General features: G+C 61.2%; 22 protein-coding genes. 14 read left to right on the top strand and 8 right to left on the bottom strand.

What is annotated here, in order from left to right:
* The first annotated feature begins 235 nt into the window (after positions 1-235).
* The 3 genes from uvrD to NVB75_RS19715 all read left to right on the top strand — a co-directional run bounded on the left by uvrD (position 236) and on the right by NVB75_RS19715 (position 4,027).
* Positions 236-2,419 (top strand): DNA helicase II, encoded by a 2,184-nt coding sequence (gene uvrD / locus NVB75_RS19705; RefSeq protein WP_258342904.1) that lies wholly within the window; start codon positions 236-238, stop codon positions 2,417-2,419.
* Positions 2,420-2,610: 191 nt separating this feature from the next.
* Complete coding sequence (locus tag NVB75_RS19710) at positions 2,611-3,483, top strand: Tim44 domain-containing protein (protein ID WP_258342905.1); 873 nt, start codon at positions 2,611-2,613, stop codon at positions 3,481-3,483.
* A 136-nt stretch (positions 3,484-3,619) separates the two neighbouring features.
* Positions 3,620-4,027, top strand: coding sequence for an SMI1/KNR4 family protein (locus tag NVB75_RS19715; protein WP_088421990.1), 408 nt, complete (start codon positions 3,620-3,622; stop codon positions 4,025-4,027).
* Positions 4,028-4,136: 109 nt separating this feature from the next.
* Here the strand turns inward: NVB75_RS19715 and NVB75_RS19720 are convergent, their stop codons facing one another.
* A complete protein-coding gene (locus NVB75_RS19720) occupies positions 4,137-5,894 on the bottom strand; it encodes a cation:proton antiporter (RefSeq protein WP_258342908.1) in 1,758 nt (585 codons plus the stop codon).
* Between the two features lie 294 nt (positions 5,895-6,188).
* Here NVB75_RS19720 and NVB75_RS19725 point away from each other — a divergent pair, with 294 nt between their 5' ends.
* Entirely contained in the window at positions 6,189-6,674 is a 486-nt protein-coding gene (locus tag NVB75_RS19725; RefSeq protein ID WP_076013223.1) for an acyl-CoA thioesterase, read from the top strand.
* Here NVB75_RS19725 and pdxY read toward each other — a convergent pair.
* Positions 6,671-7,543 (bottom strand): pyridoxal kinase PdxY, encoded by an 873-nt coding sequence (gene pdxY / locus NVB75_RS19730; RefSeq protein ID WP_258342910.1) that lies wholly within the window; start codon positions 7,541-7,543, stop codon positions 6,671-6,673. The genes NVB75_RS19725 and pdxY overlap by 4 nt on opposite strands.
* Positions 7,544-7,660: 117 nt before the next feature.
* Here pdxY and NVB75_RS19735 point away from each other — a divergent pair, with 117 nt between their 5' ends.
* Positions 7,661-8,059 (top strand): DUF3301 domain-containing protein, encoded by a 399-nt coding sequence (locus NVB75_RS19735; RefSeq protein ID WP_017476780.1) that lies wholly within the window; start codon positions 7,661-7,663, stop codon positions 8,057-8,059.
* Here the strand turns inward: NVB75_RS19735 and NVB75_RS19740 are convergent.
* From NVB75_RS19740 to dksA, 4 genes are read right to left on the bottom strand one after another with little or no spacing between them, the layout of a single operon-like run.
* A complete protein-coding gene (locus tag NVB75_RS19740; RefSeq protein WP_258348679.1) occupies positions 8,053-9,015 on the bottom strand; it encodes a GTP-binding protein in 963 nt (320 codons plus the stop codon). The genes NVB75_RS19735 and NVB75_RS19740 overlap by 7 nt on opposite strands.
* 45 nt (positions 9,016-9,060) lie before the next feature.
* Positions 9,061-9,705, bottom strand: coding sequence for a DUF1826 domain-containing protein (locus NVB75_RS19745; RefSeq protein ID WP_093203522.1), 645 nt, complete (start codon positions 9,703-9,705; stop codon positions 9,061-9,063).
* Entirely contained in the window at positions 9,705-10,910 is a 1,206-nt protein-coding gene (gene zigA, locus NVB75_RS19750; protein ID WP_258342911.1) for a zinc metallochaperone GTPase ZigA, read from the bottom strand. Before zigA ends, NVB75_RS19745 begins: the two co-directional genes overlap by 1 nt.
* Positions 10,911-10,937: 27 nt before the next feature.
* Positions 10,938-11,342, bottom strand: a complete 405-nt coding sequence (gene dksA / locus NVB75_RS19755) for an RNA polymerase-binding protein DksA (RefSeq protein WP_258342912.1) — start codon at positions 11,340-11,342, stop codon at positions 10,938-10,940.
* Positions 11,343-11,469: 127 nt separating this feature from the next.
* Between dksA and NVB75_RS19760 the strand changes: the two genes are divergently transcribed.
* Entirely contained in the window at positions 11,470-11,838 is a 369-nt protein-coding gene (locus NVB75_RS19760) for a glutamine synthetase (RefSeq protein WP_258342913.1), read from the top strand.
* Here NVB75_RS19760 and NVB75_RS19765 read toward each other — a convergent pair.
* Complete coding sequence (locus tag NVB75_RS19765; RefSeq protein ID WP_258342914.1) at positions 11,835-13,046, bottom strand: N-acetylmuramoyl-L-alanine amidase; 1,212 nt, start codon at positions 13,044-13,046, stop codon at positions 11,835-11,837. The genes NVB75_RS19760 and NVB75_RS19765 overlap by 4 nt on opposite strands.
* A 127-nt stretch (positions 13,047-13,173) precedes the next feature.
* Here NVB75_RS19765 and folE2 point away from each other — a divergent pair, with 127 nt between their 5' ends.
* From folE2 to NVB75_RS19800, 7 genes are read left to right on the top strand one after another with little or no spacing between them, the layout of a single operon-like run.
* Positions 13,174-14,070 carry a GTP cyclohydrolase FolE2 gene (gene folE2, locus NVB75_RS19770; RefSeq protein WP_258342915.1) on the top strand — a complete coding sequence of 299 codons (897 nt, stop codon included), beginning with the start codon at positions 13,174-13,176 and terminating at the stop codon, positions 14,068-14,070.
* Positions 14,067-14,735 (top strand): metal ABC transporter ATP-binding protein, encoded by a 669-nt coding sequence (locus tag NVB75_RS19775; RefSeq protein WP_258342916.1) that lies wholly within the window; start codon positions 14,067-14,069, stop codon positions 14,733-14,735. Before folE2 ends, NVB75_RS19775 begins: the two co-directional genes overlap by 4 nt.
* Positions 14,735-15,601 (top strand): metal ABC transporter permease, encoded by an 867-nt coding sequence (locus tag NVB75_RS19780; RefSeq protein WP_258342917.1) that lies wholly within the window; start codon positions 14,735-14,737, stop codon positions 15,599-15,601. The genes NVB75_RS19775 and NVB75_RS19780 overlap by 1 nt, the downstream gene beginning before the upstream one ends.
* An 11-nt stretch (positions 15,602-15,612) precedes the next feature.
* A complete protein-coding gene (locus NVB75_RS19785) occupies positions 15,613-16,497 on the top strand; it encodes a metal ABC transporter substrate-binding protein (protein WP_201140704.1) in 885 nt (294 codons plus the stop codon).
* Positions 16,494-16,919, top strand: coding sequence for a phosphoribosyl-AMP cyclohydrolase (hisI, locus tag NVB75_RS19790; protein ID WP_258342919.1), 426 nt, complete (start codon positions 16,494-16,496; stop codon positions 16,917-16,919). Before NVB75_RS19785 ends, hisI begins: the two co-directional genes overlap by 4 nt.
* Positions 16,916-17,476 carry a DapH/DapD/GlmU-related protein gene (locus NVB75_RS19795; protein WP_076013235.1) on the top strand — a complete coding sequence of 187 codons (561 nt, stop codon included), beginning with the start codon at positions 16,916-16,918 and terminating at the stop codon, positions 17,474-17,476. Before hisI ends, NVB75_RS19795 begins: the two co-directional genes overlap by 4 nt.
* Positions 17,477-17,478: 2 nt before the next feature.
* Entirely contained in the window at positions 17,479-18,816 is a 1,338-nt protein-coding gene (locus tag NVB75_RS19800; protein WP_258342922.1) for a dihydroorotase, read from the top strand.
* A gap of 144 nt (positions 18,817-18,960) precedes the next feature.
* Here the strand turns inward: NVB75_RS19800 and NVB75_RS19805 are convergent, their stop codons facing one another.
* Positions 18,961-19,482, bottom strand: coding sequence for a DUF3617 domain-containing protein (locus NVB75_RS19805; RefSeq protein WP_258342923.1), 522 nt, complete (start codon positions 19,480-19,482; stop codon positions 18,961-18,963).
* Between the two features lie 130 nt (positions 19,483-19,612).
* On the opposite strand from NVB75_RS19805, the gene cls reads away from it, so the two are divergent.
* The gene (cls, locus tag NVB75_RS19810; protein ID WP_258342924.1) at positions 19,613-21,052 is read left to right on the top strand and encodes a cardiolipin synthase; all 1,440 of its coding nucleotides are present in this window, start codon (positions 19,613-19,615) and stop codon (positions 21,050-21,052) included.
* Positions 21,053-21,176 lie beyond the last annotated feature (124 nt).

Here is a 21,176-nt window from a genome sequence, read left to right on the forward strand (position 1 = left end):
TACACAAGCAAACGCTCGGGCCAAACTGCTCCACGTCATAAAAACAGCGCGACAATCAGGCGCAAACCTTGGAGCCAGACAGCTTGAGTGAGACAGGGCGCGGGCTGCGGCCAATGACCGACCGGTCATCACCGTGAATAGATTGTTGCCTTATCCAGTGCAGGCCCTGAAGTTTTCCCGCGACCATCCGGCATTGGGATTTGCCCGACTCCCCCGGGCACCCTAGAATGCGCCGATGCGCGATGATCTCTCCCTTTTGCTGAACTCCCTCAACGATGCCCAACGCCAGGCCGTAGCTGCCCCCGTTGGCCGTCAGTTGGTCCTGGCCGGTGCTGGCTCCGGTAAAACCCGAGTGCTGGTGCACCGTATCGCCTGGTTGATCCAGGTCGAGAACGCCTCACCTCACTCCATCCTGTCGGTGACCTTCACCAACAAGGCCGCTGCCGAGATGCGTCATCGCATCGAGCAGTTGATGGGCATCAGCCCGGCCGGCATGTGGGTGGGCACCTTCCACGGCCTGGCGCACCGCCTGCTGCGGGCCCATTGGCAGGAAGCCGGCCTGAGCCAGACCTTCCAGATTCTCGACAGCGACGACCAGCAACGCCTGGTCAAGCGGGTGATCCGTGAGCTGGGCCTGGATGAACAACGCTGGCCGGTCCGTCAGGCCCAGTGGTTTATCAATGGCCAGAAAGATGAAGGCCTGCGTCCGCAACATATCCAGGCCAGCGGCGATCTGTTCCTGGCCACCATGCGCAGCATTTATGAAGCCTACGAAGTGGCCTGCCAACGCGCCGGAGTGATCGACTTCTCCGAATTGCTGTTGCGCGCCCTCGACCTGTGGCGCGACAACCCGGGCCTGCTGGCGCACTACCAGAAGCGCTTCCGCCACATCCTGGTGGACGAGTTCCAGGACACCAACGCCGTGCAGTACGCCTGGTTGCGCCTGCTGGCCAAAGGCGGCGACAGCCTGATGGTGGTGGGCGACGACGATCAGTCGATCTACGGCTGGCGCGGCGCGAAAATCGAGAACATCTACCAGTACAGCGACGACTTCCCGGACGCCGAAACCATTCGCCTGGAGCAGAACTACCGCTCCACGGCCGGGATTCTCAAGGCCGCCAACGCCTTGATCGCCAACAACACCGGGCGCCTGGGCAAAGAGTTGTGGACCGACGGCGGCGAAGGCGAGGCAATCAACCTGTACGCCGCCTTCAACGAACACGATGAAGCGCGCTACGTGGTGGAAACCATCGAAAGCGCCCTGAAAACCGGCCTGGCCCGCAGCGATATCGCGATTCTTTATCGTTCCAACGCCCAATCGCGGGTGCTGGAAGAGGCCTTGCTGCGCGAGCGCATTCCGTACCGTATCTATGGCGGCCAGCGCTTCTTCGAACGTGCTGAAATCAAGAACGCCATGGCCTACCTGCGCTTGCTCGAAGGTCGCGGCAACGATGCGGCGCTGGAGCGGGTGATCAATATCCCGGCCCGCGGCATCGGCGAGAAGACCGTCGAGGCGATTCGCGACCATGCCCGCCACAGCGATGTGTCGATGTGGGAAGCCATGCGCCTGCTGATCGCCAACAAGGGCCTGACGGGCCGTGCTGCCGGTGCCTTGAGCGTGTTTGTCGAGCTGATCGAGAACCTGGCCGCCAAGTGCATGGACATGCCCCTGCACCTGATGACCCAGACCGTGATCGAGCAGTCCGGCCTGATCGCCTACCACGAAGCGGAAAAAGGCGAGAAAGGCCAGGCCCGGGTAGAAAACCTTGAGGAACTGGTCAGCGCCGCCCGCGCGTTCGAAAACAACGAAGAGGACGAAGACCTGACGCCACTGGCGGCATTCCTCGGCCACGCTTCGCTGGAAGCGGGCGACACCCAGGCTGACGAGCATGAAGACAGCATCCAGTTGATGACCTTGCACAGCGCCAAGGGCCTGGAGTTCCCGTACGTGTTCCTGGTGGGCATGGAAGAAGGCCTGTTCCCCCACAAGATGAGCCTGGAAGAGCCCGGCCGCCTGGAAGAGGAACGCCGCCTGGCCTATGTGGGCATCACCCGGGCGATGCAGAACCTGGTGATGACCTACGCCGAAACCCGGCGCCTGTACGGCAGTGAGACCTACAACAAGGTGTCGCGCTTCGTACGTGAAGTGCCGAAAGGGCTGATTCAGGAAGTGCGCCTGTCCAACAGCGTCAGTCGCCCGTTCGGCGGCGGCCAGCAGCAGAACTCCAGCAGCATGTTTGCCGGTTCTGAAATTCCCGAGACGCCGTTCAGCCTTGGCCAGCACGTCAAGCATGCGGTCTTCGGCGAAGGCGTGATCCTCAACTTCGAAGGCTCCGGTGCCCAGGCTCGGGTGCAGGTGAACTTCGCCGAAGGCAGCAAGTGGCTGATGATGGGTTACGCCAAGCTCGAAGCAATCTGAAACAACTGCAGAACATGAAGGATGTTGGCCCGCCCTTGTATTTGGCAACGGTGGGGCCAATATCTGTACTAAGTCCTACAGACGATTCGGTATTGGCCCTACGCAAAAGCCCGAAACATTATGCCGCTGGCCACTGCCAACACACCTGTGCAACATGGCGCGCGTGCAATCCACAAATGGGAATTCCCTTTATGAAACGTTTTCTTAGCATCGCCATGGCGTTGTGCATCGGCCTGACGATGAGCCTCGACGCCAACGCCAAGCGCTTCGGTGGCGGCAAATCCATGGGTTCGGCGCCGAGCCACCAGACCAGCCAAATGGCCCCTGCCGGCGGCGGCATGGGCGGCGCAGCTGCGACCGCGGGTGCTGCCGGTGCCGCAGGCGCTGCTGCCAAGGCTGGCGGTGCTTCGCGCTGGTTGGGCCCTCTGGCCGGTATCGCGGCCGGTGGCCTGCTCGCCTCCATGTTCATGGGCGGCGGCTTCCAGGGCATGCAGATCTTCGACATCCTGATCATGGCGGTCATCGCCTTCCTGATCTTCCGCTTTATCGCCGCCCGTCGTCGCAAGCAGCAGGAGCACATGGCTCCAGCCGGCGCGCCGATGCAGCGTGAAGTGTTCGAACAGAAGCCTGCTGCCATGGGTTCGATCTTTGGGGGTTCGGCCGCACCTGCCGCTCGTCCGGTGATCAATGCGCCAGCCTGGTTCAACGAAGAGCGTTTCGTCGAAGCCGCTCGTGGCCACTTCCAGGCGCTGCAGCAACACTGGGACGCCAACGAAATGGACAAGATCGCCGAGTTCGTGACCCCGCAATTGCTGGAGTTCCTCAAGCGCGAACGGGCTGACTTGGGCGACGGCTTCCAGTCGACCTACATCGAAGACCTGAAAGTGCAGCTTGAAGGTGTGGATGACCGCGCCGACAAGACCATCGCCACCCTGACCTTCAGCGGCGTATCGAAGACCTCGCGGTTCGACCAGGGCGAAGTGTTCAGCGAAAGCTGGAACATGGAACGTCCACAGGGCGAAAACCAGCCTTGGCTGGTCGCCGGTATCCGCCAGAACGGCTGACCCCTGCACGCTTTGAGTGCGCTGTAACAAAAACCCCGGACTTGTCCGGGGTTTTCTATTTCACGGTTGCACTTATAGCGAGCTACTGTATAAAACGCCCCTATAAACCGCGCCATCTAGCAAGAGGATCCCGGCCGTGGAAGAAGTTATCGAACAATTGCGTGAAGCCAACGAACCGGTACCGGTTCCTCTGGAGCTGCCTGACGAAGACCAACTGGTGGAGATTGAAGAAGAACTCTTCATCAATATTCCATTCGTCTTCAAAGAGTTTCTGCTGACCGTCAGCGATGTGGTCTATGGCAGCCTTGAGCCGGTGACAGTGACCGACCCGGGCTCACACACCTACCTGCCTGACGTGGCCTCGACCGCCTGGGATCTGGGTGTACCGCGCGAATTGATCCCAATCTGCCAGGACGGCGACGACTACTACTGCGTCGAAGAAGACGGCACCGTGGTGCTGTGGTCCGGCGAAGAAGAACTCGTCACCGAAGAAACCTGGGAATCGGTGTGGCACTGGGCGCGGGACGTCTGGCTGGAAAGCTGAAACCCTGCACCACCCTGTAGGAGCGAGCTTGCTCGCGAAAATCGTCAACGATAACGCTGCCCTCCTGAGGGACGCGGCGCTCTCAGGCTTTTCGCGAGCAAGCTCGCTCCTACAATGTGTCCTTATGGTTATCCAGGGTCTCCAGCAAGGCGACCTGCATCCGCGTATGCACGCGGATGAACCAGCGCCAGAGCACGGCGGCCACGGCGGCCGCTACCACGGCGATCAGCACCAGCAACTTGTTGGTCGGCAGGATACTGGCCGACAAGGCTGCCAATAGCAGGAAAATCACCAGCAGCGAAAGAATCGGGATCACTTCGGCGATCACCCGGCGCACGCGCTGAGTGTGGCGCCCCGCCATTTCCGGCTTCACGCTCATCTCCGCCAGCAGCATCGAGAGCGCCTTGAGCTTGCGGTACGCCGCAATCAAGAACGGCAGCGACAGCAGCAGCGCGCCACCCCAGATCAATGCTTTCTGCCAGCTCGGATCGCTGATCCAGCCTTCCAGATAACCGCCAATGCGCGCCGCAAAAAAGCTGCCGGCAAAAAAGATCGCCACCACCAGCGCCAGATTCACACCCACCTGCAAAATGATCTTGCGGATCATCGACGCCAGCATCGCACCCTCGCCCTGGGGCTGAATGCTGCGCAGCCACTCGCCATACATCCCGAACACCCGGCTCATGCGCTTAGGCATCACAGCCGCTATCTTCAGCGACAGCGGGTCAGCGCCACGAATCAGATACGGGGTAAGCAGCGTGGTGATCGCAGACACCGCCACCGCCACCGGATACAGGAAATCGCTGGTGACCTGCAACGTCATCCCCAGCGCGGCGATGATGAATGAAAATTCGCCAATCTGTGAAAGGCCCATCCCCACCCGCAGCGAGGTGCGGCCATCGTTACCCGCGATAAACGCCCCCAGCCCGCATGACAACATCTTGCCCAGCACCACGGCCACGGTAATCACCGCGATCGGCCAGGCGTATTGCAGGAGGATCTGCGGGTCGATCATCAAGCCAATAGCAACAAAGAAGATCGCGCTGAACATGTCGCGAACAGGTTCGATCAGGCGCTCAATATTCAACAATTGCCGGGATTCGGCCATGATCGCGCCGATCAAAAATGCCCCCAGCACCATGCTGTATTCCAGCTTGACCACCAGCAGGCAGAAGCCGAAACACAGGCCCAGCACGGTGATCAACAGCATCTCGTTGCTTTCGAATTTGGCCACGTACTCCAGCAGGCGTGGCACCAGCAAGATCCCGATCACCAGCGCGACAATCATGAACAACGAGAGCTTGCCGACGGTGGAGAACACCTCGCCGGAGCTGACCGTGCCACTGACGGCGATGCTCGACAGCAGGGCGATGATGCCAATGCCCAGAATGTCTTCAACGATCAGCACGCCAAAAATCAGCTGGGCAAAGCGCTGGTTTTTCATCTTCAGGTCATTGAGGGCCTTGACGATGATGGTGGTGGAGGAAATCGCCAGGATCGCGCCCAGGAACAGTGAGTCCATGGTGTTCCAGTCGAACCAGCGGCCGATTTCGTAGCCGATCCAGATCATCAGGATGATCTCGAGGAACGCCGCGATAAACGCCGTGGCACCGACCTTGAACAGCTTGCGCAGGCTGAACTCCAGGCCCAGGCAGAACATCAGGAAGATCACCCCAAGCTCGGCCAGGGTCTTGATGGTGTCTTCGTCGTGGATCAGGCCAAAAGGCGGTGTGTGTGGGCCGATAATGAAGCCGGCGACGATATACCCCAACACCACCGGCTGCTTGAGCCGATGGAACAGGATCGTCACCACCCCGGCCACCAGCATGATCACGGCCAGGTCCTGGATAAAGCTGATGGCGTGCATGGCGAGGGGCTCCTTGAGGGTACTGGCGCTTTTCCCATTTCCACGCATTCACCCCGAAAGGTCGCAATGAACGGAAAGAAAAGTCTGCCTTGATCGTAAGAATTGCCCTTGAGGCGGGCTTTTGAAGGGTAACACCGCGACTTGCGACAGAAAGCCGGTGCAATATATGGAAACAGATCGCCCCGGGCGTGACGGCAAGCCGGGCCCCAGCGTCCCGTTATGAATGGCTCTGCAAAGATTCCAGCACCCGCAGAGGTGCCTCCCCACCCAATGCCTACAACCCGTGAGTGTGCTATGGAACCCGGAAACGCCCAGCTGTCGATGACCGTATTGATGACCCCTGACATGGCCAACTTTTCAGGCAATGTGCACGGCGGCACGCTGCTCAAATACCTCGACGAAGTGGCCTATGCCTGCGCCAGCCGTTACGCCGGCCGCTATGTGGTGACGTTGTCGGTGGACCAGGTGATTTTTCGCGAGCCGATCCATGTCGGTGAGCTGGTGACCTTCCTGGCTTCGGTCAACTACACCGGCAACACGTCGATGGAAGTGGGGATCAAAGTGGTCACCGAAAACATCCGCGAGCGTTCGGTGCGCCATACCAATAGCTGCTTCTTCACCATGGTCGCGGTGGATGACCAGCGCAAACCGGCCGCCGTGCCACCGCTGCAACCACACAACAGCGAAGACAAGCGCCGGTTTGTACAGGCCCAGCAACGTCGGCAGATTCGCCAGGAGCTGGAAAAGCGCTATCAGGAAATCAAGGCCGACGGGCCTTAAAGCCCTATCGGGGTTGCCTCGAAGCGAACCCGCGGATGGGCAATCCGGTCCTGGGCGCGCACCAGTTCCAGCTCATAGCTGGCGCACGCCTGGGTTTCCAGCAGCACTTCGTGCACCGCTGCAGCGGTGAACTCAAAGGCCGCCACCAGGCTGTCGCCCAACAACACCCGCGCCAGGAACAGGCCCGACGTCAGGTCACCCACGCCCACCGGCTGACGCGGGAACGCCAGCAACGGCCGGCGCAGGTGCCAGCTGCCTTCGGCCGTCACCAGCAGCATCTCGAAACCATCCGGCAGCTTGCCGGGATAATCCAGGTGCTTGACCAACACCGCTTTCGGCCCACGGGCCAGCAACGCACGGGCCATGCCCAGGCAATCGAACAGCGACTGCGGCTTGCGCCCGGCAAAGCTGTCCAGCTCCAACTGGTTGGGGCACAGGAAGTCGGCCATCGCCGCCGCTTCGTCCAGCAGGAAGTCGCTGACCTCCTGGGGCACGATGCAGCCTTTCTCCGGATGGCCCATCACCGGGTCGCACAGGTACAAAACCTTGGGGTTGATCGCCTTGATTCGCGCCACGCCGGTAAGGATGGCCCGCCCCTGGGCCGCACTGCCCAGGTAGCCCGACAGCACTGCATCACAGTTGCCCAGCTCGCCAATCGCCGCGATGCCTTCCACCAGCGCAGGAATTTGCTGCGGCGCCAACACTTCTCCCGCCCACTGACCATACTGAGTGTGGTTGGAGAACTGCACGGTATTGAGCGGCCACACGTTCACCCCGATCCGTTGCATGGGGAACACGGCGGCGCTGTTTCCGGCGTGGCCAAAGACCACATGAGACTGGATCGCAAGCAGATGGGGCGTACGTTTCATGCAGGGGATTTCCGTAAAGCGGTTGAATTTCTGGCTGCGCAGTATGCGACTAAACGCGGCCTGTACGACAGACCGGAGACGCAGTTAAGCTGGCCACACTTTGTTGGAGTTCATCGAATGCTGACCCTCGGAAATATCTTCGTGCTGATGCTGCTGGCGACCGGTGCTGCCTGGCTGTGGCACAACCACGGCCTGCGCGAGCGGGCGCTAGAGCGGGTCAAGCAGCATTGCGCCAAGCTCGACATCGAGCTGCTCGATGGCGCCGTGGCGTTGAAGCGTATCGGTTTTGTGAAGGATGCCAGCGGTCGGCGGCGCCTGGCACGGATCTACAACTTCGAATTCACCGTGACCGGCGAAACGCGGCACCCGGGGACCATCACCCAGTTCGGCGCCCATAGCGCGCAAATCGAGCTGGCGCCCTACCCGTTCGAAATCAAGACGCCACTGCCCAGCGCCGAGATCATCGAGCTAAGCCAGTGGCGCCAGGAGCATGGCAGCAGCAAGACCCGTCACTGACGGCAATCGGCTAACCCGTCCTGTAATTGCGCAACGTCCTGCGCTTCACTGAAGATCAATTCGATACGCGAATCCCGGCGCCATTCACTGGGCAGCCAGGCCAACACGGCGTTATCCACAGCGTTGGCCGACATCCAACCGTCGAGGCTGTGGATAACCAGTTTTGCCCGCCGCCAATCCAGCGACTCCAGCCATTGCTGCAAGCGCTGCCGGTCGAATTGCTGGCTCGGATGCCAGCGCCAACCAATACTCCAGCCACCCTCCTGGCCCTGACTCAGACAAATCGGCGCCGACGGATCCGTCCAGATGGCCGGCATTTGCCCCACGCCTTTGGGCACCTCGAAGTTATCCACAGCCGCTGCGGCTTGAGCGCTCAAACCCGGCAATTGCGCCAGGGATAGTTGCGCCTGCTGAGTCCAATAGATCGGCCGGTCAGGCAATTGCCCTTGAATCACCAGGCGCTGCGCATCACTCAGGGCTTCATTCTTGTTCAATACCAACAGCCCGGCGCTGGCCAATGCTTCACGTTGGGCATCAGGTAATGGCTTGCCCGCCGCCAACGCCTGGGCATCCAGTACCAGCACGCACGGCTGCACCGCCAGCACCTGCTGCCAGGGCGCTTCCCGCAATTGCTTAAGCAGTTGAGCCGGATGCCCCAACCCGGACGGCTCTATAAACAGCCGGTCGGGCTTGGCCTTACGCAACAAACGGCCCAGTCCTACCTGGAACGGCGCACCGTTGACGCAACACAGGCAGCCACCCGCCACTTCCCCGAGGGCGATACCGTCGTCATCGCGGGTCAGCAACGCGGCATCCAGGCCAATCTGCCCGAACTCGTTGATCAACACCGCCCAGCGCTCGTTGGCCGGGCGCTGGGCCAGCAGGTGCTTGATCAGGCTGGTCTTGCCGGCGCCCAGAGGCCCAGCAATCACGTGGGTAGGAATGTTCTGCAGCATGGTGGACATCATTCAGACCGTGTAGAGAGGTTTGATCCTACCCGGTTACGCCAACCAATCCAGCGTCAGGATCAACCGTCGCTCATTCGCTTGCAGTTGCGGCGAGCGGTGGATCAGGCCAAAGCCTTCGTTGCCGTGCCATTTTTCGCCCTTGAGCAACGCCACTTCACCGCAGTGGATTTGCTCAATGCGCGCTTCCGGCTCCGCGCTCGCCTGGCTCAGGTGCCGCCGCTCCATCACGCCTTCACGCAACCACTGGCTGCCGATGCCGGCGTAAGTGGTGATCAGCCGCACCGGCACATGGTCCACGTGAAAACGCGGGCACATCGCCTTGTCCAGCAGCCGCAGGCGCACGCCAATGCGCTTGGCGCCCAGTAAACAGGCAAAGGCGCTGACCAGCCACGACACATCGGCGATAAAGCCTTCGTAACCTTCAAGGTCGCGGCTACCTGACGCGAAGTCCTGCAGGTTCGGCTCGGCGTCTTCGCTGTTCAACTCAACCACCAGCGACTCGGCCAACGGCTCATTGAGCGCCACCAGCAACGCGCCGAACTCGGCGATGTGCAGCGGCAACTGACGCTGCCACACCGCCAGGTTAACGCCGTCTTCAAGGATATCGGTGAGCACGGCCGGGGTTTCACCGTGGGTCTGGCGAATCACCGGGCGCAGTTTCAGGGTCGGTGCCAGCATCAGGCAGCCTCTTCGAACCAAGGGCCAAAGGGATCAGCCAACAAGCGCCAGCCTTCGACGCCTGCGGCCATTTCATCATCGGTGAGCAGGCAGGCATCCAGTTCGGCGGTCATCTGCGCGAAGTCGATGTTCTGGCCGATAAACACCAGTTCCTGGCGGCAATCGCCGGTACTCGGCTGCCAATTGTTCATGATCGCGGCGACACCTTCCTCGTCCTGCGGCCACTGGGTTTTCGGCACAAAACGCCACCAGCGTCCGGCGAAACCATGGCGCATCAGGCCGCCGGCCTGGGACCAACTGCCGGCGTCCTGGTGTTTGCTGGCCAGCCAGAAAAAACCCTTGGAGCGCAGCAGTTTTCCATTCACCCAAGGCCGGTCGATAAAGTCGAAAAAGCGCTGTGGATGGAACGGGCGCCGGGCGCGATACGCGGTGGAGGCGATGCCGTATTCCTCGGTTTCCGGCACGTGCTCGCCCCGCAGTTCCTGCAACCAGCCCGGCGCCTGGGACGCGCGTTCGAAGTCGAAACGACCGGTGTTGAGAATCTTCGCCAGCGGCACTTCGCCCATGACCATCGGGATGATTTCCGCCTGAGCATTCAGCCGCTCCAGGATCGCCATCAACTCCTCGCGCTCGCGGCTGCTGATCAGGTCGATCTTGCTGATGAGGATCACGTCGGCGAATTCAATCTGCTCGATCAGCAGGTCGGTGATCGAGCGCTCGTCTTCTTCACCCAGGGTTTCGCCCCGCGACGCCAGGCTTTCGGCAGCCTGGTAGTCGAGCAAAAAGTTCATGCCGTCGACCACGGTGACCATGGTGTCGAGCCGAGCGATATCCGCCAGGCTCTGGCCTTCTTCATCGCGAAAGGTAAAGGTTTCCGCCACCGGCAACGGCTCGGAGATACCGGTGGATTCAATCAGCAGGTAATCGAACCGACCTTCCTTGGCGAGCTTTCCGACTTCCTCCAGCAAGTCTTCGCGCAAGGTGCAGCAGATGCAGCCGTTGCTCATCTCCACCAGTTTTTCTTCGGAGCGATTGAGGGTGACGTCGCGCTGGACCTCACTGCCATCAATGTTGATTTCGCTCATGTCGTTGACGATCACCGCCACCCGCAGGTTTTCGCGGTTGCGCAGGACGTAGTTGAGCAGCGTGCTTTTACCGGCGCCGAGGAATCCGGACAGCACAGTAACGGGGAGACGATTGGGCATCAGGTATTCCTCATCAGGGTTGGCCGGTCAAATCGCCCGTTGATGGCGTTCGCGCAGCTCTTCACGTTCTTTGGCTTCGATACACAGGGTGGCCGTGGGGCGCAGCAACAGGCGCTTGAGGCCGATGGGCTCGCCGGTTTCACGGCACCAGCCGTATTCGCCGCGGGCCAGGTGTTCCAGGGCTTCGTCGATCTTGTCCAACAGCTTCTTTTCGCGCTCCAGCAGGCGCAGTTGCCATTGGCGCTGTTCTTCAGCACTGCCCACATCGGCGGGATCGCTGTTGGGTTCCTGTTCGCGCAGCACCATGAATTCAGCGTCGATGCGCACTTGCAGCTCATTGCGCTGGGCAAGCAACAGCTCGCGGAAGAAACCTTGCTGGGCTTCATTCATGTAGTCGGTGGAGGGTTGGGCGAGAAGGTCTTGTTCGGTCATTGGAGGTGGTTCACGGGTCAGGCTGTTTTTTAATGTTATAGTATAACAATGCAAATAAGCCAATCCCCCTTGCTCGTGACGACGAAGGGCGCAATGCTGGCAGCCGAATAACGCCCCGAGAGCCTCTATGAAATACCTGTTGTGCGCTGTGTTGCTGATGGTGGCGAGTCAGGCCAATGCCCAGGTGCCCAGCCTGCTGGCCAACTGCACCCGCAGCGCCAACCTGCTGGCGTGCGTCGACGCGCAGGGCAATGCCTACAGCGTCGCGACGGCGGGCAGCACCACGTATTTGCGGGGTTTCGAGGCGATCGGCAAACGCTACTGGGCACAGACCAACAGCCGCTACGGACAGCTGACGTTCTTTACCGGGTTGGCATCCGATGGTGAGGCGTGGGTGGGCTACACACGGCGAGTGGGCTGGACCACCATCAACCGGTTTTCCAGTTCCGGTGGTGCCAGCGCCACATTCACCTGCAGCCGGATTACCGGCTGTTAGACCTGGCCATTCTTCTGTTCCTGAACCCACGCCATGTAGCTGTTCATTGGCGGGTTCTTCTGGAAGTAGTTTTTCAATCCTTCAAATAAACCGTCTGCCACCGCCTGTTGATGGCGCGCGGTGACCAGCCGCTGGGCGTCCTGGGTGTTGGAGATAAACCCGGTTTCCACCAGGATCGATGGCACATCGGGCGACTTGAGCACCGCAAAGCCCGCCTGTTCCACACGCTTTTGATGCAGCGAGGTGATGCTTTGCAGGCTGCCCAGCACCGAACTGCCCAGTTGCAGGCTGGAGGCGATGGTGGCGTTCATCGACATGTCGAGAATGACGCCGGCGAGCATCGGGTCTTTGTCCTTGAGGTTGAGCAAGGTGGTGGCGCCCAGCAGGTCGGCGCCGTTCTCCCGCTGTGCCATGAACCGCGCGGTGGCGGACGTCGCACCGCCTTCAGACAACGCATAGACAGAAGCGCCTGACGCCGTGAGCCGTGGCGCCGCATCGGCGTGCACCGAGATAAACATGTCGGCCTTGTGCTGACGGGCGATGTCCACGCGTTTACGCAGCGGCACGAAGAAATCGTCGTTGCGCACCAGCTTCACATCGAAGCCCTTCTCACGCTTCAAGCGCTTGGCCAGCAATTGGGCGATGGACAGCACCACGTCTTTTTCGCGCTGGCCCTTCGAGCCGATGGCGCCCGGGTCTTTACCGCCATGGCCGGGGTCGACCACCACGATGATGTCGCGCTTCGGATGCGCCTTATCCACCGGCGGTGCCAAGGGCACCGGTGCCGCGGCGATTTGCTGAGGTACACGGGTGGCGCTGGTCAGGTCCAGCACCAGGCGATGACCTTGGCCATCCTGGGGCGGCAGCAGGAAGCTGTTGAGCTGCATCGGCGCCTTCAAGTCCAGCACGATCCGCGTATCACCCTGGCCAAAATGCCCCGAGCGAATCGAGGTAATGCCGCTGTTGGTCAGGGCCAACTGGCTGAAATCCCCGGTCAACTTCGCGCCGCTCAAATCAATGATCAACCGCTCCGGCGCGGTCAGGGTGAAGGTCTTGTATTGCACCGGGCCGCTGAGATCCAGCACCAGCCGCAGCTTGTTATCCGAGCGCCACAGCCGTGCATTGCGGATCTGCGCGGCAGATACACCAAAGGGCAGGGTGAACACCGCGCTGGCCAGCAGCAGGTTGAGGAGTTGACGTCTGTGCATGACTTACACCGCAAATAAAGGAGCGTCCGTACTCGACATGACTGAATAAAAGACAGAGCAGAAAAACTTTCGTCGATTCAATTGTAATAATATAACATGTCTTTTTATTTCCAACGATGGACTGCTCATGAACGCGCTGACTCTGCCCGATATCGCCGCGCAGGCTTCACGCCAAGCCTTGCCGCTGGATTGGGTGGGCATGTGCGGCATTGCCCTGCCCATTCAGATCGACGGCCAGCGCCTCAGCGCCAAGGCCGATGCAGGCGTCAGCCTGGACGACGGCGAAGCGCGTGGCATTCATATGTCTCGGCTTTATCTGGCGCTGGAGATGCTTGAACAGCAGCCGCTTACGCCAGCACTGCTGCGCAGTGTATTGCAACGTTTTCTCGACAGTCATGAAGGTTTATCCACAAATGCCTACCTGCGGATTCATGCGGATCTGCTGCTGAAACGCCCCGCTTTGGTCAGCCCGCTGGCCGGCTGGAAAAACTACCCGGTGAGCATCGAAGCCCGTCTGGAAAACCAGATGTTCCACGTGGAACTAAAAATTGACGTTACTTACTCTTCAACTTGCCCGTGCTCGGCTGCCCTCGCCAGGCAATTGATTCAGCAGCAATTTATCGAAGACTTCGGCAACACCCCGTTGCAACACGAGGACGTGCTGACCTGGCTGGGCAGCGCAAACGGCATCGTCGCCACGCCCCACAGCCAGCGCAGCAGCGCGCTGTTACAGGTCCGCCTTCAAGGCGACCAGCCAACCCTGCCGCTGACGCAACTGATCGACGAAACCGAAGCAGCCCTTGGCACCGCCGTACAAACCGCCGTAAAGCGCGCGGACGAACAAGCCTTCGCCCTGGCCAACGGGCAGAACCTGATGTTCTGCGAAGACGCCGCCCGCCGCCTGAACCTCGCCTTGAAACGCTCGGATGCGGTCATTGCCTTCCACTTGAAAGTGATCCACGCCGAAAGCCTGCACGCGCACGATGCCGTGGCTGAAAGCCGCTGGACGAGACCTACCGAATGATCACCTGCACCGCCCTGCGCTGGGGCGCTCCCGGCCAACCACTGACGCCCGCTGTCGACTTCACCCTGGAAAAAGGCAGCCTCACCGGCATCATCGGCGCCAACGGGACCGGCAAAAGCAGCCTGCTGAAAGTCATCGCCGGCTTGCAGAAGCCCTTGGCCGGGAAAGTGACGATTGAGGTTCCACGCCGGGGTGGCCTGTCGTTCCTGCCCCAACAACAGAACCTCGACCGCCAGTTCCCCATCAGCCTGCAAGAGTTGGTGGCCGCGGGCTTCTGGGGCAGCAAGCAAACCCCACAACAACGCACCGAACGCTTGAGCGCCGTACTCGAAGACTGGTGCCTCAGCGGCCTGGAGCATCGGCCGTTGATGGCCTTGTCGGGCGGCGAACTGCAACGCGCCCTGCTCGCCCGCATGAGTCTGGCCGAGTCACCGATATTGCTGCTGGACGAACCCCACGCCGCTCTCGACGAAGACGGCCAAGCGCTGTGCTGGAAACACATCCACGCCTGGCACGAAGAAGGCCGCACGGTGGTCGTGGTATGCCATGACCTCAGCTCGGTCCGCCAACACACCCAGCACGTGGTGCAGATCAAAAGCAGCGGTTGCGTGTTCGGCTCAAGCAAAGAACTGATCCGCCCCCAGCCACACATGCAGGTGGCCTGATGCACTTCGCCGCTCACCTGTGGATACCATTTCTCGACTTCGTATTCATGCGCCGCGCGCTTGTCGGCGGGCTGGTATTGGCGTGCAGCACGGCACCGCTGGGGGTGTTCCTGATCCTGCGTCGCATGAGCCTGATTGGTGACGCGGTGTCCCACGGCATCCTGCCCGGTGCCGCCCTGGGCTTCTGGTTCGCCGGCCTGAGTTTGCCCGCGCTGACCATCGGTGGCCTGGGCGCCGGCCTGAGCATGGCCGGCCTCGCTGCGTGGATCACCCGTCGCACCGGGCTGAAGGAAGACGCGAGCCTCGCCGCCATCTATCCCATTTCCCTGGCCAGCGGCGTGCTGATTCTTGGCCTTGCCGGCAAGCGCCTGGACCTGCTGCACCTGCTGTTCGGCTCGGCCCTGGCGGTCGACGGCCCGACCCTCACGGGCATGCTCTGGGTCTCCGGCTTCAGCCTGATCGCCATGGCGGTGATCTACAAACCGCTGCTGCTGGACACCCTCGACCCGCTGTTCCTGCAAACCGTCAGCCGCCTCGGCCCGTTGGCTCATGGGCTGTTCCTGACGCTGGTGGTGTTGAACCTGGTGATCGGCTTCCAGGCCATCGGCGCCTTGATGGTGGTCGGCTTGATGATGTTGCCGGCGATTGCTTCACGTTTCTGGAGCCGGCGCCTGCCGGTGTTGATCGCCATATCGGCGGTGCTGGGATGCCTGTCGGTGTGGCTTGGCTTGTTGCTGTCGTTCTACTACTCGCTGCCCAGCGGCCCGGCGATTGTGCTGGTGGCTGGCGGCTTGTACCTGCTGTCCGTGGTCTTCGGTCCGGTGCACGGTTTGCTGCGCCGCCCGCCTTTGCTTACATCCCAATGAGGTGTTTCCCGATGCGCGCTCTACTCGTGCTGTTCAGTGTGTTGCTGCCGCTGTCGTTCGCGACGGCCCAGGCTGCCGACAAGCTTCAGGTGGTTACCAGCTTCAGTATTCTTGACGACATGACCCACCAGGTCGGTGGCGATCATATCCAGATCAGCAACATGGTCGGCCCCGACGCCGACGCCCACACCTACGAACCGACGCCAGACGATGCCAAGGCCCTGCTCAAGGCCAAGGTCATCATCAAGAACGGCCTGGGCTTCGAGCCTTGGCTGGATCGCCTGGTCACCAGCACCGAGACCAAGGCGACGGTGGTCACCGCCAGTAAAGGCGTGCTGTCCCACACCATGGAAGAAGACGGCGAGACCATTCCCGACCCACACGCCTGGCACAACCTGGCCAACACCGTGATCTACGTAAACAACATCACCAAGGCGTTGATCGCTGCCGACCCGGCCAACAAGGCGGACTACGAGCACAACAGCCAGGTGTACCTGAAAGAAATCTACCGCCTGCTGGCTGAAGCCAAAGCCAAGTTCGGCGCCCTGCCACCGGGCAACCGTCGCATCGTGACCTCCCATGATGCCTTCGGCTACCTGGGCCAGGCTTACGGTATCGAGTTCCTGTCGCCTCAAGGTTTGTCCACCGAACGTGAACCGTCCGCCGCTGAAGTCGCCACACTGATCACCCAGATCCGCAAGGACAAGGTCAAGGCCGTGTTCATGGAAAACATCAAGGACTCGCGCCTGCTCAAGCAGATCGCGGACGAAAGCGGTGCGCAAATCGGCGGCACGCTGTACTCCGACGCCCTGGCATCAGAAGGCCCGGCCAGCACCTTTACCGGCTTGTTCGAATACAACCTCAACACCCTGTGCGCCGCCCTGAGCAAGCCATGAAGCTGAGCATGCTCGACCTGGAAAAGGCTGCCATCGGCAGCCGCTTTCCACTCGACCGCGTGCTCGACGCCCTGCCGTGGAACAGCGATGGCCTGATCGCCGCCATCGCCCAGCAACACGGCAGCGGCGAGGTGTTGATGCTGGCCTGGATGAACCGCCCGGCCCTCGAAGAAACCCTGGCCACCGGGCAGGTCTGCTACTGGTCCCGCTCGCGCCAGCAGTTGTGGCGCAAAGGCGAAACCTCCGGCCACTGGCAATTGCTGGTGGAGGCGCGCCTGGATTGCGACGGCGACGCCGTGTTGCTGATCGTCGATCAGCAAGGCCCGGCCTGCCACACCGGGCGCCCCACCTGTTTCTACAACGCCATCGACGGCCGCCACGTACACATCCTTACCGCGCCCCTCCAGGAGCCTGCCCCATGATCCGCAAGAACCCTTCCGGCGATCTGCCCGTGATTGCCGAATCGGCCTACGTCGACAAAACCGCAATCATCTGCGGCAAGGTGATCATCGGCGAAAACGTGTTTGTCGGCCCTTACGCGGTGATCCGTGCCGACGAAGTCGACGCCAACGGCGACATGGACCCGATCACCATCGGCGCCAATTCAAATATCCAGGACGGCGTGGTGATCCACTCCAAATCCGGCGCCGCCGTGACCATCGGCGAGTTCACCTCCATCGCCCACCGCTCCATCGTCCATGGCCCGTGCACTGTCGGCGACCGGGTGTTTATCGGCTTCAACAGCGTGCTGTTCAACTGCATCGTGGGTGACGGTTGCGTGGTGCGCCACAACTCGGTGGTCGACGGTCGCGATTTGCCCGCCGCGTTCTACGTACCCTCCACCACCCGCATCGGCCCCAATACCGACCTGTCCCAGTTCCCGCCGGTGAGTGTCAGCGCCTCGGAGTTTTCCGAAGACGTGGCGCGCACCAACGTCGACCTGGTACTGGGTTACAAAGCCCTGCAAAACGAGTTCTGACCATGAGCCGCCTGCTGATCCGCAATGCCCGCCTGGTGAATGAAGGCCAGGAATTCGAGGCTGACCTGCTGGTCGCCAATGGCCGCATCGAGAAGATCGCCAGCAGCATCGACAACGCCAATGCCACCCTGGAAATCGACGCCCAAGGCCAGTGGCTGTTGCCCGGCATGATCGACGACCAGGTGCACTTCCGGGAACCCGGCGCACCGGACAAGGGCAGCTTCTACAGCGAGTCCCGTGCAGCGGTGGCCGGTGGCATCACCAGTTTCATGGACATGCCCAACACCAACCCGGCGACGTTGAACCTGGAAGCCCTGGCCGACAAGAAGCGCCGTGCGGCGCTGCATTCGGTGGCCAACTACGGCTTTCATTTCGGGGTGAGCAACGACAACCTCGACACCGTGGCCGCGCTGGACCCGCGGGAGGTGGCTGGCGTCAAAGTCTTCATGGGCGCCTCCACCGGCAATATGCTGGTGGATGATCCGAAGATTCTCGAGCGCCTGTTCGCCGAGGTACCGACCATTCTCCTGGCCCACTGCGAGCACACGCCCAGCATCCACGCCAGCGAGCAACGGATGCGCGAGCGTTTCGGCGAGCACATTCCTGCCGTGGCTCACCCGCTGATTCGCGATGCCGAAGCCTGTTATCGCTCGTCGTCTTTGGCGGTGGAACTGGCCAAGCGGCATGGCACGCGCCTGCATGTGTTGCACATCACCAGCGCGCGGGAGCTGGTGCTGTTCGAAGACAAACCCCTGGCTGAAAAACGCATCACGGCGGAAGTCTGCCTGCATCACCTCTTGTTCGATGACCGCGACTACGCGCGCCTCGGCCACCAGATCAAATGCAACCCGGCGATCAAGACACGCGCCGACCGCGACGCCCTGCGCCTGGCATTGTTGAGTGATCGTCTGGATGTGATTGGCAGTGATCATGCGCCGCACACCTGGGCGCAAAAACAGCTGCCGTATCGTGAAGCGCCGTCAGGCTTGCCGTTGGTGCAACACGCCCTGCCGGCGCTGCTGGAACTGGTAGCCGACGGCTTGCTGCCGCTGACTACTCTGGTGGCGAAAACCAGCCATCGCGTCGCGGACCTGTTTGCGATCCCCGACCGTGGCTATCTGCGGGAAGGCTATTGGGCCGACCTGGTGCTGATCAAACCCGAGCCCCATGGCAAGCCCGTCAGCAGCCAGCCGATTATGGCCCGTTGCGGCTGGACGCCCTTCGCCGAGCGCAGCTTCCGGCACAGCGTCAGCACCACCCTGGTCTCCGGTCACCTGGCCTGGCACGACGGGCGCGTGCACGACAGTTGCCAAGGGTTGCCGCTGCACTTCCAGCGCTGAAGAGAATCAGGCACTGGCAATCCAATCAAATGTGGGAGCGGGCTTGCTCGCGAATGCGGTAGGTCAGTCGCCACATGTATTAACTGATCCACCGCATTCGCGAGCAAGCCCGCTCCCACATTTTGATCGGGGGTTTATCTTAGGTTAAGCGCGCGGTTTGACGGTGCCGCAGTCGTTGCCCAACCACTGCGCGTGGGTGTCCAGGCTGCCCTTCTGCTGAATGCCGGTAGCGTTGAAGGTGCCGTTCACCGTGGTGGTGAATTCCTGCTGACTCTGGAACGTCGCCACGCCAGTGCCCTGGGCTTTCGGGCAGCTGAAGCGGAACTTCCACTGGTTGCCGGTCTTGTCCGTCACTTGCTGTTTGCAACCCGATTGCGGGTCCGTCAACGGGATGGAATCGGACGCCACCTGGGCCGGGGTCAGGCACACCTGCACGCCCTTACCGGCCATGGTGATGCCCTGTTTCTCAAGCATGGCGCGTTGTTCCGGGGTCATCTGTTGCTTGAGCTGACCGAGGATCAGCGACAAGTCCGGCAGGTCCTGGTTATCGACCTTCATGTTGCTGGTGGTCAACTCCCACAAGCCCGGCGCCAACATCTGCGCTTGCGCCGCCACGGGCAGCGTTAAACCAACAACCATGGCCAAACCAAGCAGACGAGCATTCATCGGGTAACTCCTGGGCAATTGTCGGCGTTAGACGCCGCAAAAGCGCCAGTGTTGCACAGCAAATAAAATAGCGACATTCGTGGCCGAACATGGTCTGTTAGGCACTTGTTCGTCAGGAGTACCGTTGTCCATGGATTTCTTTGGCCCGCACCTGCTCGCCTATTTCATTGCCACCCTGCATTTTCTGGGCTCCCTCGCTGCCATCCATGCGGTGCTGACCGTCAGGACCGCCCAAGGCTCGATTGCCTGGGCCTTATCGCTGATGTTCATCCCTTACCTGACGCTGATTCCCTACCTGATCTTTGGCCGCAGCACCTTCGACGCCTACATTCAGGCGCGTCGCCAGGCCAACCAGGAAATGCACAAGGCGATTACCGAGCTGAACTGGCGCCCGTGGGTCGAAGAGGCACTGGCCGCGCGTAATTCCCACGCCTACGCCTCGCTGCGGGCCATGCCCAAGCTGGGGCGCATGCCGTGCCTGGCGAACAACCAGGTGCGCTTGTTGATCAATGGCGAGGCCACCTTCAGCGCGATTTTCGAGGCGATCCGCTCGGCAAAAACCGCCGTTCTGTTCCAGTTCTTCATCATTCATGACGACGAGCTCGGCCGCCAACTGCACACCTTGCTCAAGGAAAAGGCCGCCGAAGGCGTCTCCATTTTCGTCCTGTATGACCGTATCGGCAGCCACGCCCTTCCCCATCGTTATGTGCAGTCACTGCGGGACGCCGGAGTGCAGGTCAAGGCGTTCGCCACCCGCAGTGGCTGGCTCAATCGCTTCCAGGTCAACTTCCGCAACCACCGCAAGATCGTGGTGGTGGATGGCATTACCGGGTTTGTCGGCGGGCATAACGTCGGCGATGAGTACCTGGGCAAGAAACCGCCGCTCGCGCCATGGCGTGACACCCATGTGCAAGTCAGCGGCCCGGTGGTGGCGTGCTTGCAGGAATCGTTTGCCGAGGACTGGTTCTGGGCCGCGCGTGAGTTGCCGCCGCTGCTGCTGCCGGATACCTACCCGGACGACGGCGTGCTCTGCCAACTACTCGCCAGCGGCCCGGCGGATCCCTACGAAACCTGCTCGCTGTTTTTCGTCGAGGCGATTCATGCGGCAACCGAGCGGGTGTGGATCACCAGCCCGTATTTCATTCCCGACGAGGCGGTGTTTGCGGCATTGAGGTTGGCGGTACTGCGCGGCGTCGACGTGCGCCTGCTGCTGCCGTCACGGCCGGACCACCGCATCGTCTACGCCGCTTCCAGCCTGTACGCGATTGAAGCCGTGCGCGCCGGGGTGCGGGTCTTCCGCTACACGCCGGGGTTCCTGCATCAGAAGGTGGTGTTGGTAGACAGTGAGATCAGCGCCATCGGCAGTGCGAACCTGGATAACCGTTCATTCCGGTTGAATTTCGAAGTGATGTTGCTGACCGTGGATGAGACCTTCGCCAGCCAGGTGGAGCACATGCTGTTGGATGACTTCGCCCAGGCCCATGAAATCAGCCAGGAAGAAAGCCGCCAGACCCACCGCCTGCAACAACTGGGGATGCGAATCGCGCGGCTTATTTCCCCCATTTTGTAATGGCTTGCACCGAACCAGATGTGGGAGCGGGCTTGCTCGCGAAAGCGGAGTGTCAGTCACTGAATGTGTTTCTGATACAACGCCTTCGCGAGCAAGCCCGCTCCCACACAAGCCCGCTCCCACA

The sequence above is a fragment of the Pseudomonas sp. CBS genome (assembly GCF_024734645.1).
Lineage (GTDB): Bacteria > Pseudomonadota > Gammaproteobacteria > Pseudomonadales > Pseudomonadaceae > Aquipseudomonas.

Bases quoted from the DNA above. Each gene is read 5' to 3' on its own strand.
- uvrD (WP_258342904.1), top strand. From the start codon at position 236: ATGCGCGATGATCTCTCCCTTTTGCTGAACTCCCTCAACGATGCCCAA.
- NVB75_RS19710 (WP_258342905.1), top strand. From the start codon at position 2,611: ATGAAACGTTTTCTTAGCATCGCCATGGCGTTGTGCATCGGCCTGACG.
- NVB75_RS19720 (WP_258342908.1), bottom strand. From the start codon at position 5,894: ATGCACGCCATCAGCTTTATCCAGGACCTGGCCGTGATCATGCTGGTG.
- NVB75_RS19725 (WP_076013223.1), top strand. From the start codon at position 6,189: ATGGAACCCGGAAACGCCCAGCTGTCGATGACCGTATTGATGACCCCT.
- pdxY (WP_258342910.1), bottom strand. From the start codon at position 7,543: ATGAAACGTACGCCCCATCTGCTTGCGATCCAGTCTCATGTGGTCTTT.
- NVB75_RS19735 (WP_017476780.1), top strand. From the start codon at position 7,661: ATGCTGACCCTCGGAAATATCTTCGTGCTGATGCTGCTGGCGACCGGT.
- NVB75_RS19740 (WP_258348679.1), bottom strand. From the start codon at position 9,015: ATGCTGCAGAACATTCCTACCCACGTGATTGCTGGGCCTCTGGGCGCC.
- NVB75_RS19745 (WP_093203522.1), bottom strand. From the start codon at position 9,705: ATGCTGGCACCGACCCTGAAACTGCGCCCGGTGATTCGCCAGACCCAC.
- zigA (WP_258342911.1), bottom strand. From the start codon at position 10,910: ATGCCCAATCGTCTCCCCGTTACTGTGCTGTCCGGATTCCTCGGCGCC.
- dksA (WP_258342912.1), bottom strand. From the start codon at position 11,342: ATGACCGAACAAGACCTTCTCGCCCAACCCTCCACCGACTACATGAAT.
- NVB75_RS19760 (WP_258342913.1), top strand. From the start codon at position 11,470: ATGAAATACCTGTTGTGCGCTGTGTTGCTGATGGTGGCGAGTCAGGCC.
- NVB75_RS19765 (WP_258342914.1), bottom strand. From the start codon at position 13,046: ATGCACAGACGTCAACTCCTCAACCTGCTGCTGGCCAGCGCGGTGTTC.
- folE2 (WP_258342915.1), top strand. From the start codon at position 13,174: ATGAACGCGCTGACTCTGCCCGATATCGCCGCGCAGGCTTCACGCCAA.
- NVB75_RS19775 (WP_258342916.1), top strand. From the start codon at position 14,067: ATGATCACCTGCACCGCCCTGCGCTGGGGCGCTCCCGGCCAACCACTG.
- NVB75_RS19780 (WP_258342917.1), top strand. From the start codon at position 14,735: ATGCACTTCGCCGCTCACCTGTGGATACCATTTCTCGACTTCGTATTC.
- NVB75_RS19785 (WP_201140704.1), top strand. From the start codon at position 15,613: ATGCGCGCTCTACTCGTGCTGTTCAGTGTGTTGCTGCCGCTGTCGTTC.
- hisI (WP_258342919.1), top strand. From the start codon at position 16,494: ATGAAGCTGAGCATGCTCGACCTGGAAAAGGCTGCCATCGGCAGCCGC.
- NVB75_RS19795 (WP_076013235.1), top strand. From the start codon at position 16,916: ATGATCCGCAAGAACCCTTCCGGCGATCTGCCCGTGATTGCCGAATCG.
- NVB75_RS19800 (WP_258342922.1), top strand. From the start codon at position 17,479: ATGAGCCGCCTGCTGATCCGCAATGCCCGCCTGGTGAATGAAGGCCAG.
- NVB75_RS19805 (WP_258342923.1), bottom strand. From the start codon at position 19,482: ATGAATGCTCGTCTGCTTGGTTTGGCCATGGTTGTTGGTTTAACGCTG.
- cls (WP_258342924.1), top strand. From the start codon at position 19,613: ATGGATTTCTTTGGCCCGCACCTGCTCGCCTATTTCATTGCCACCCTG.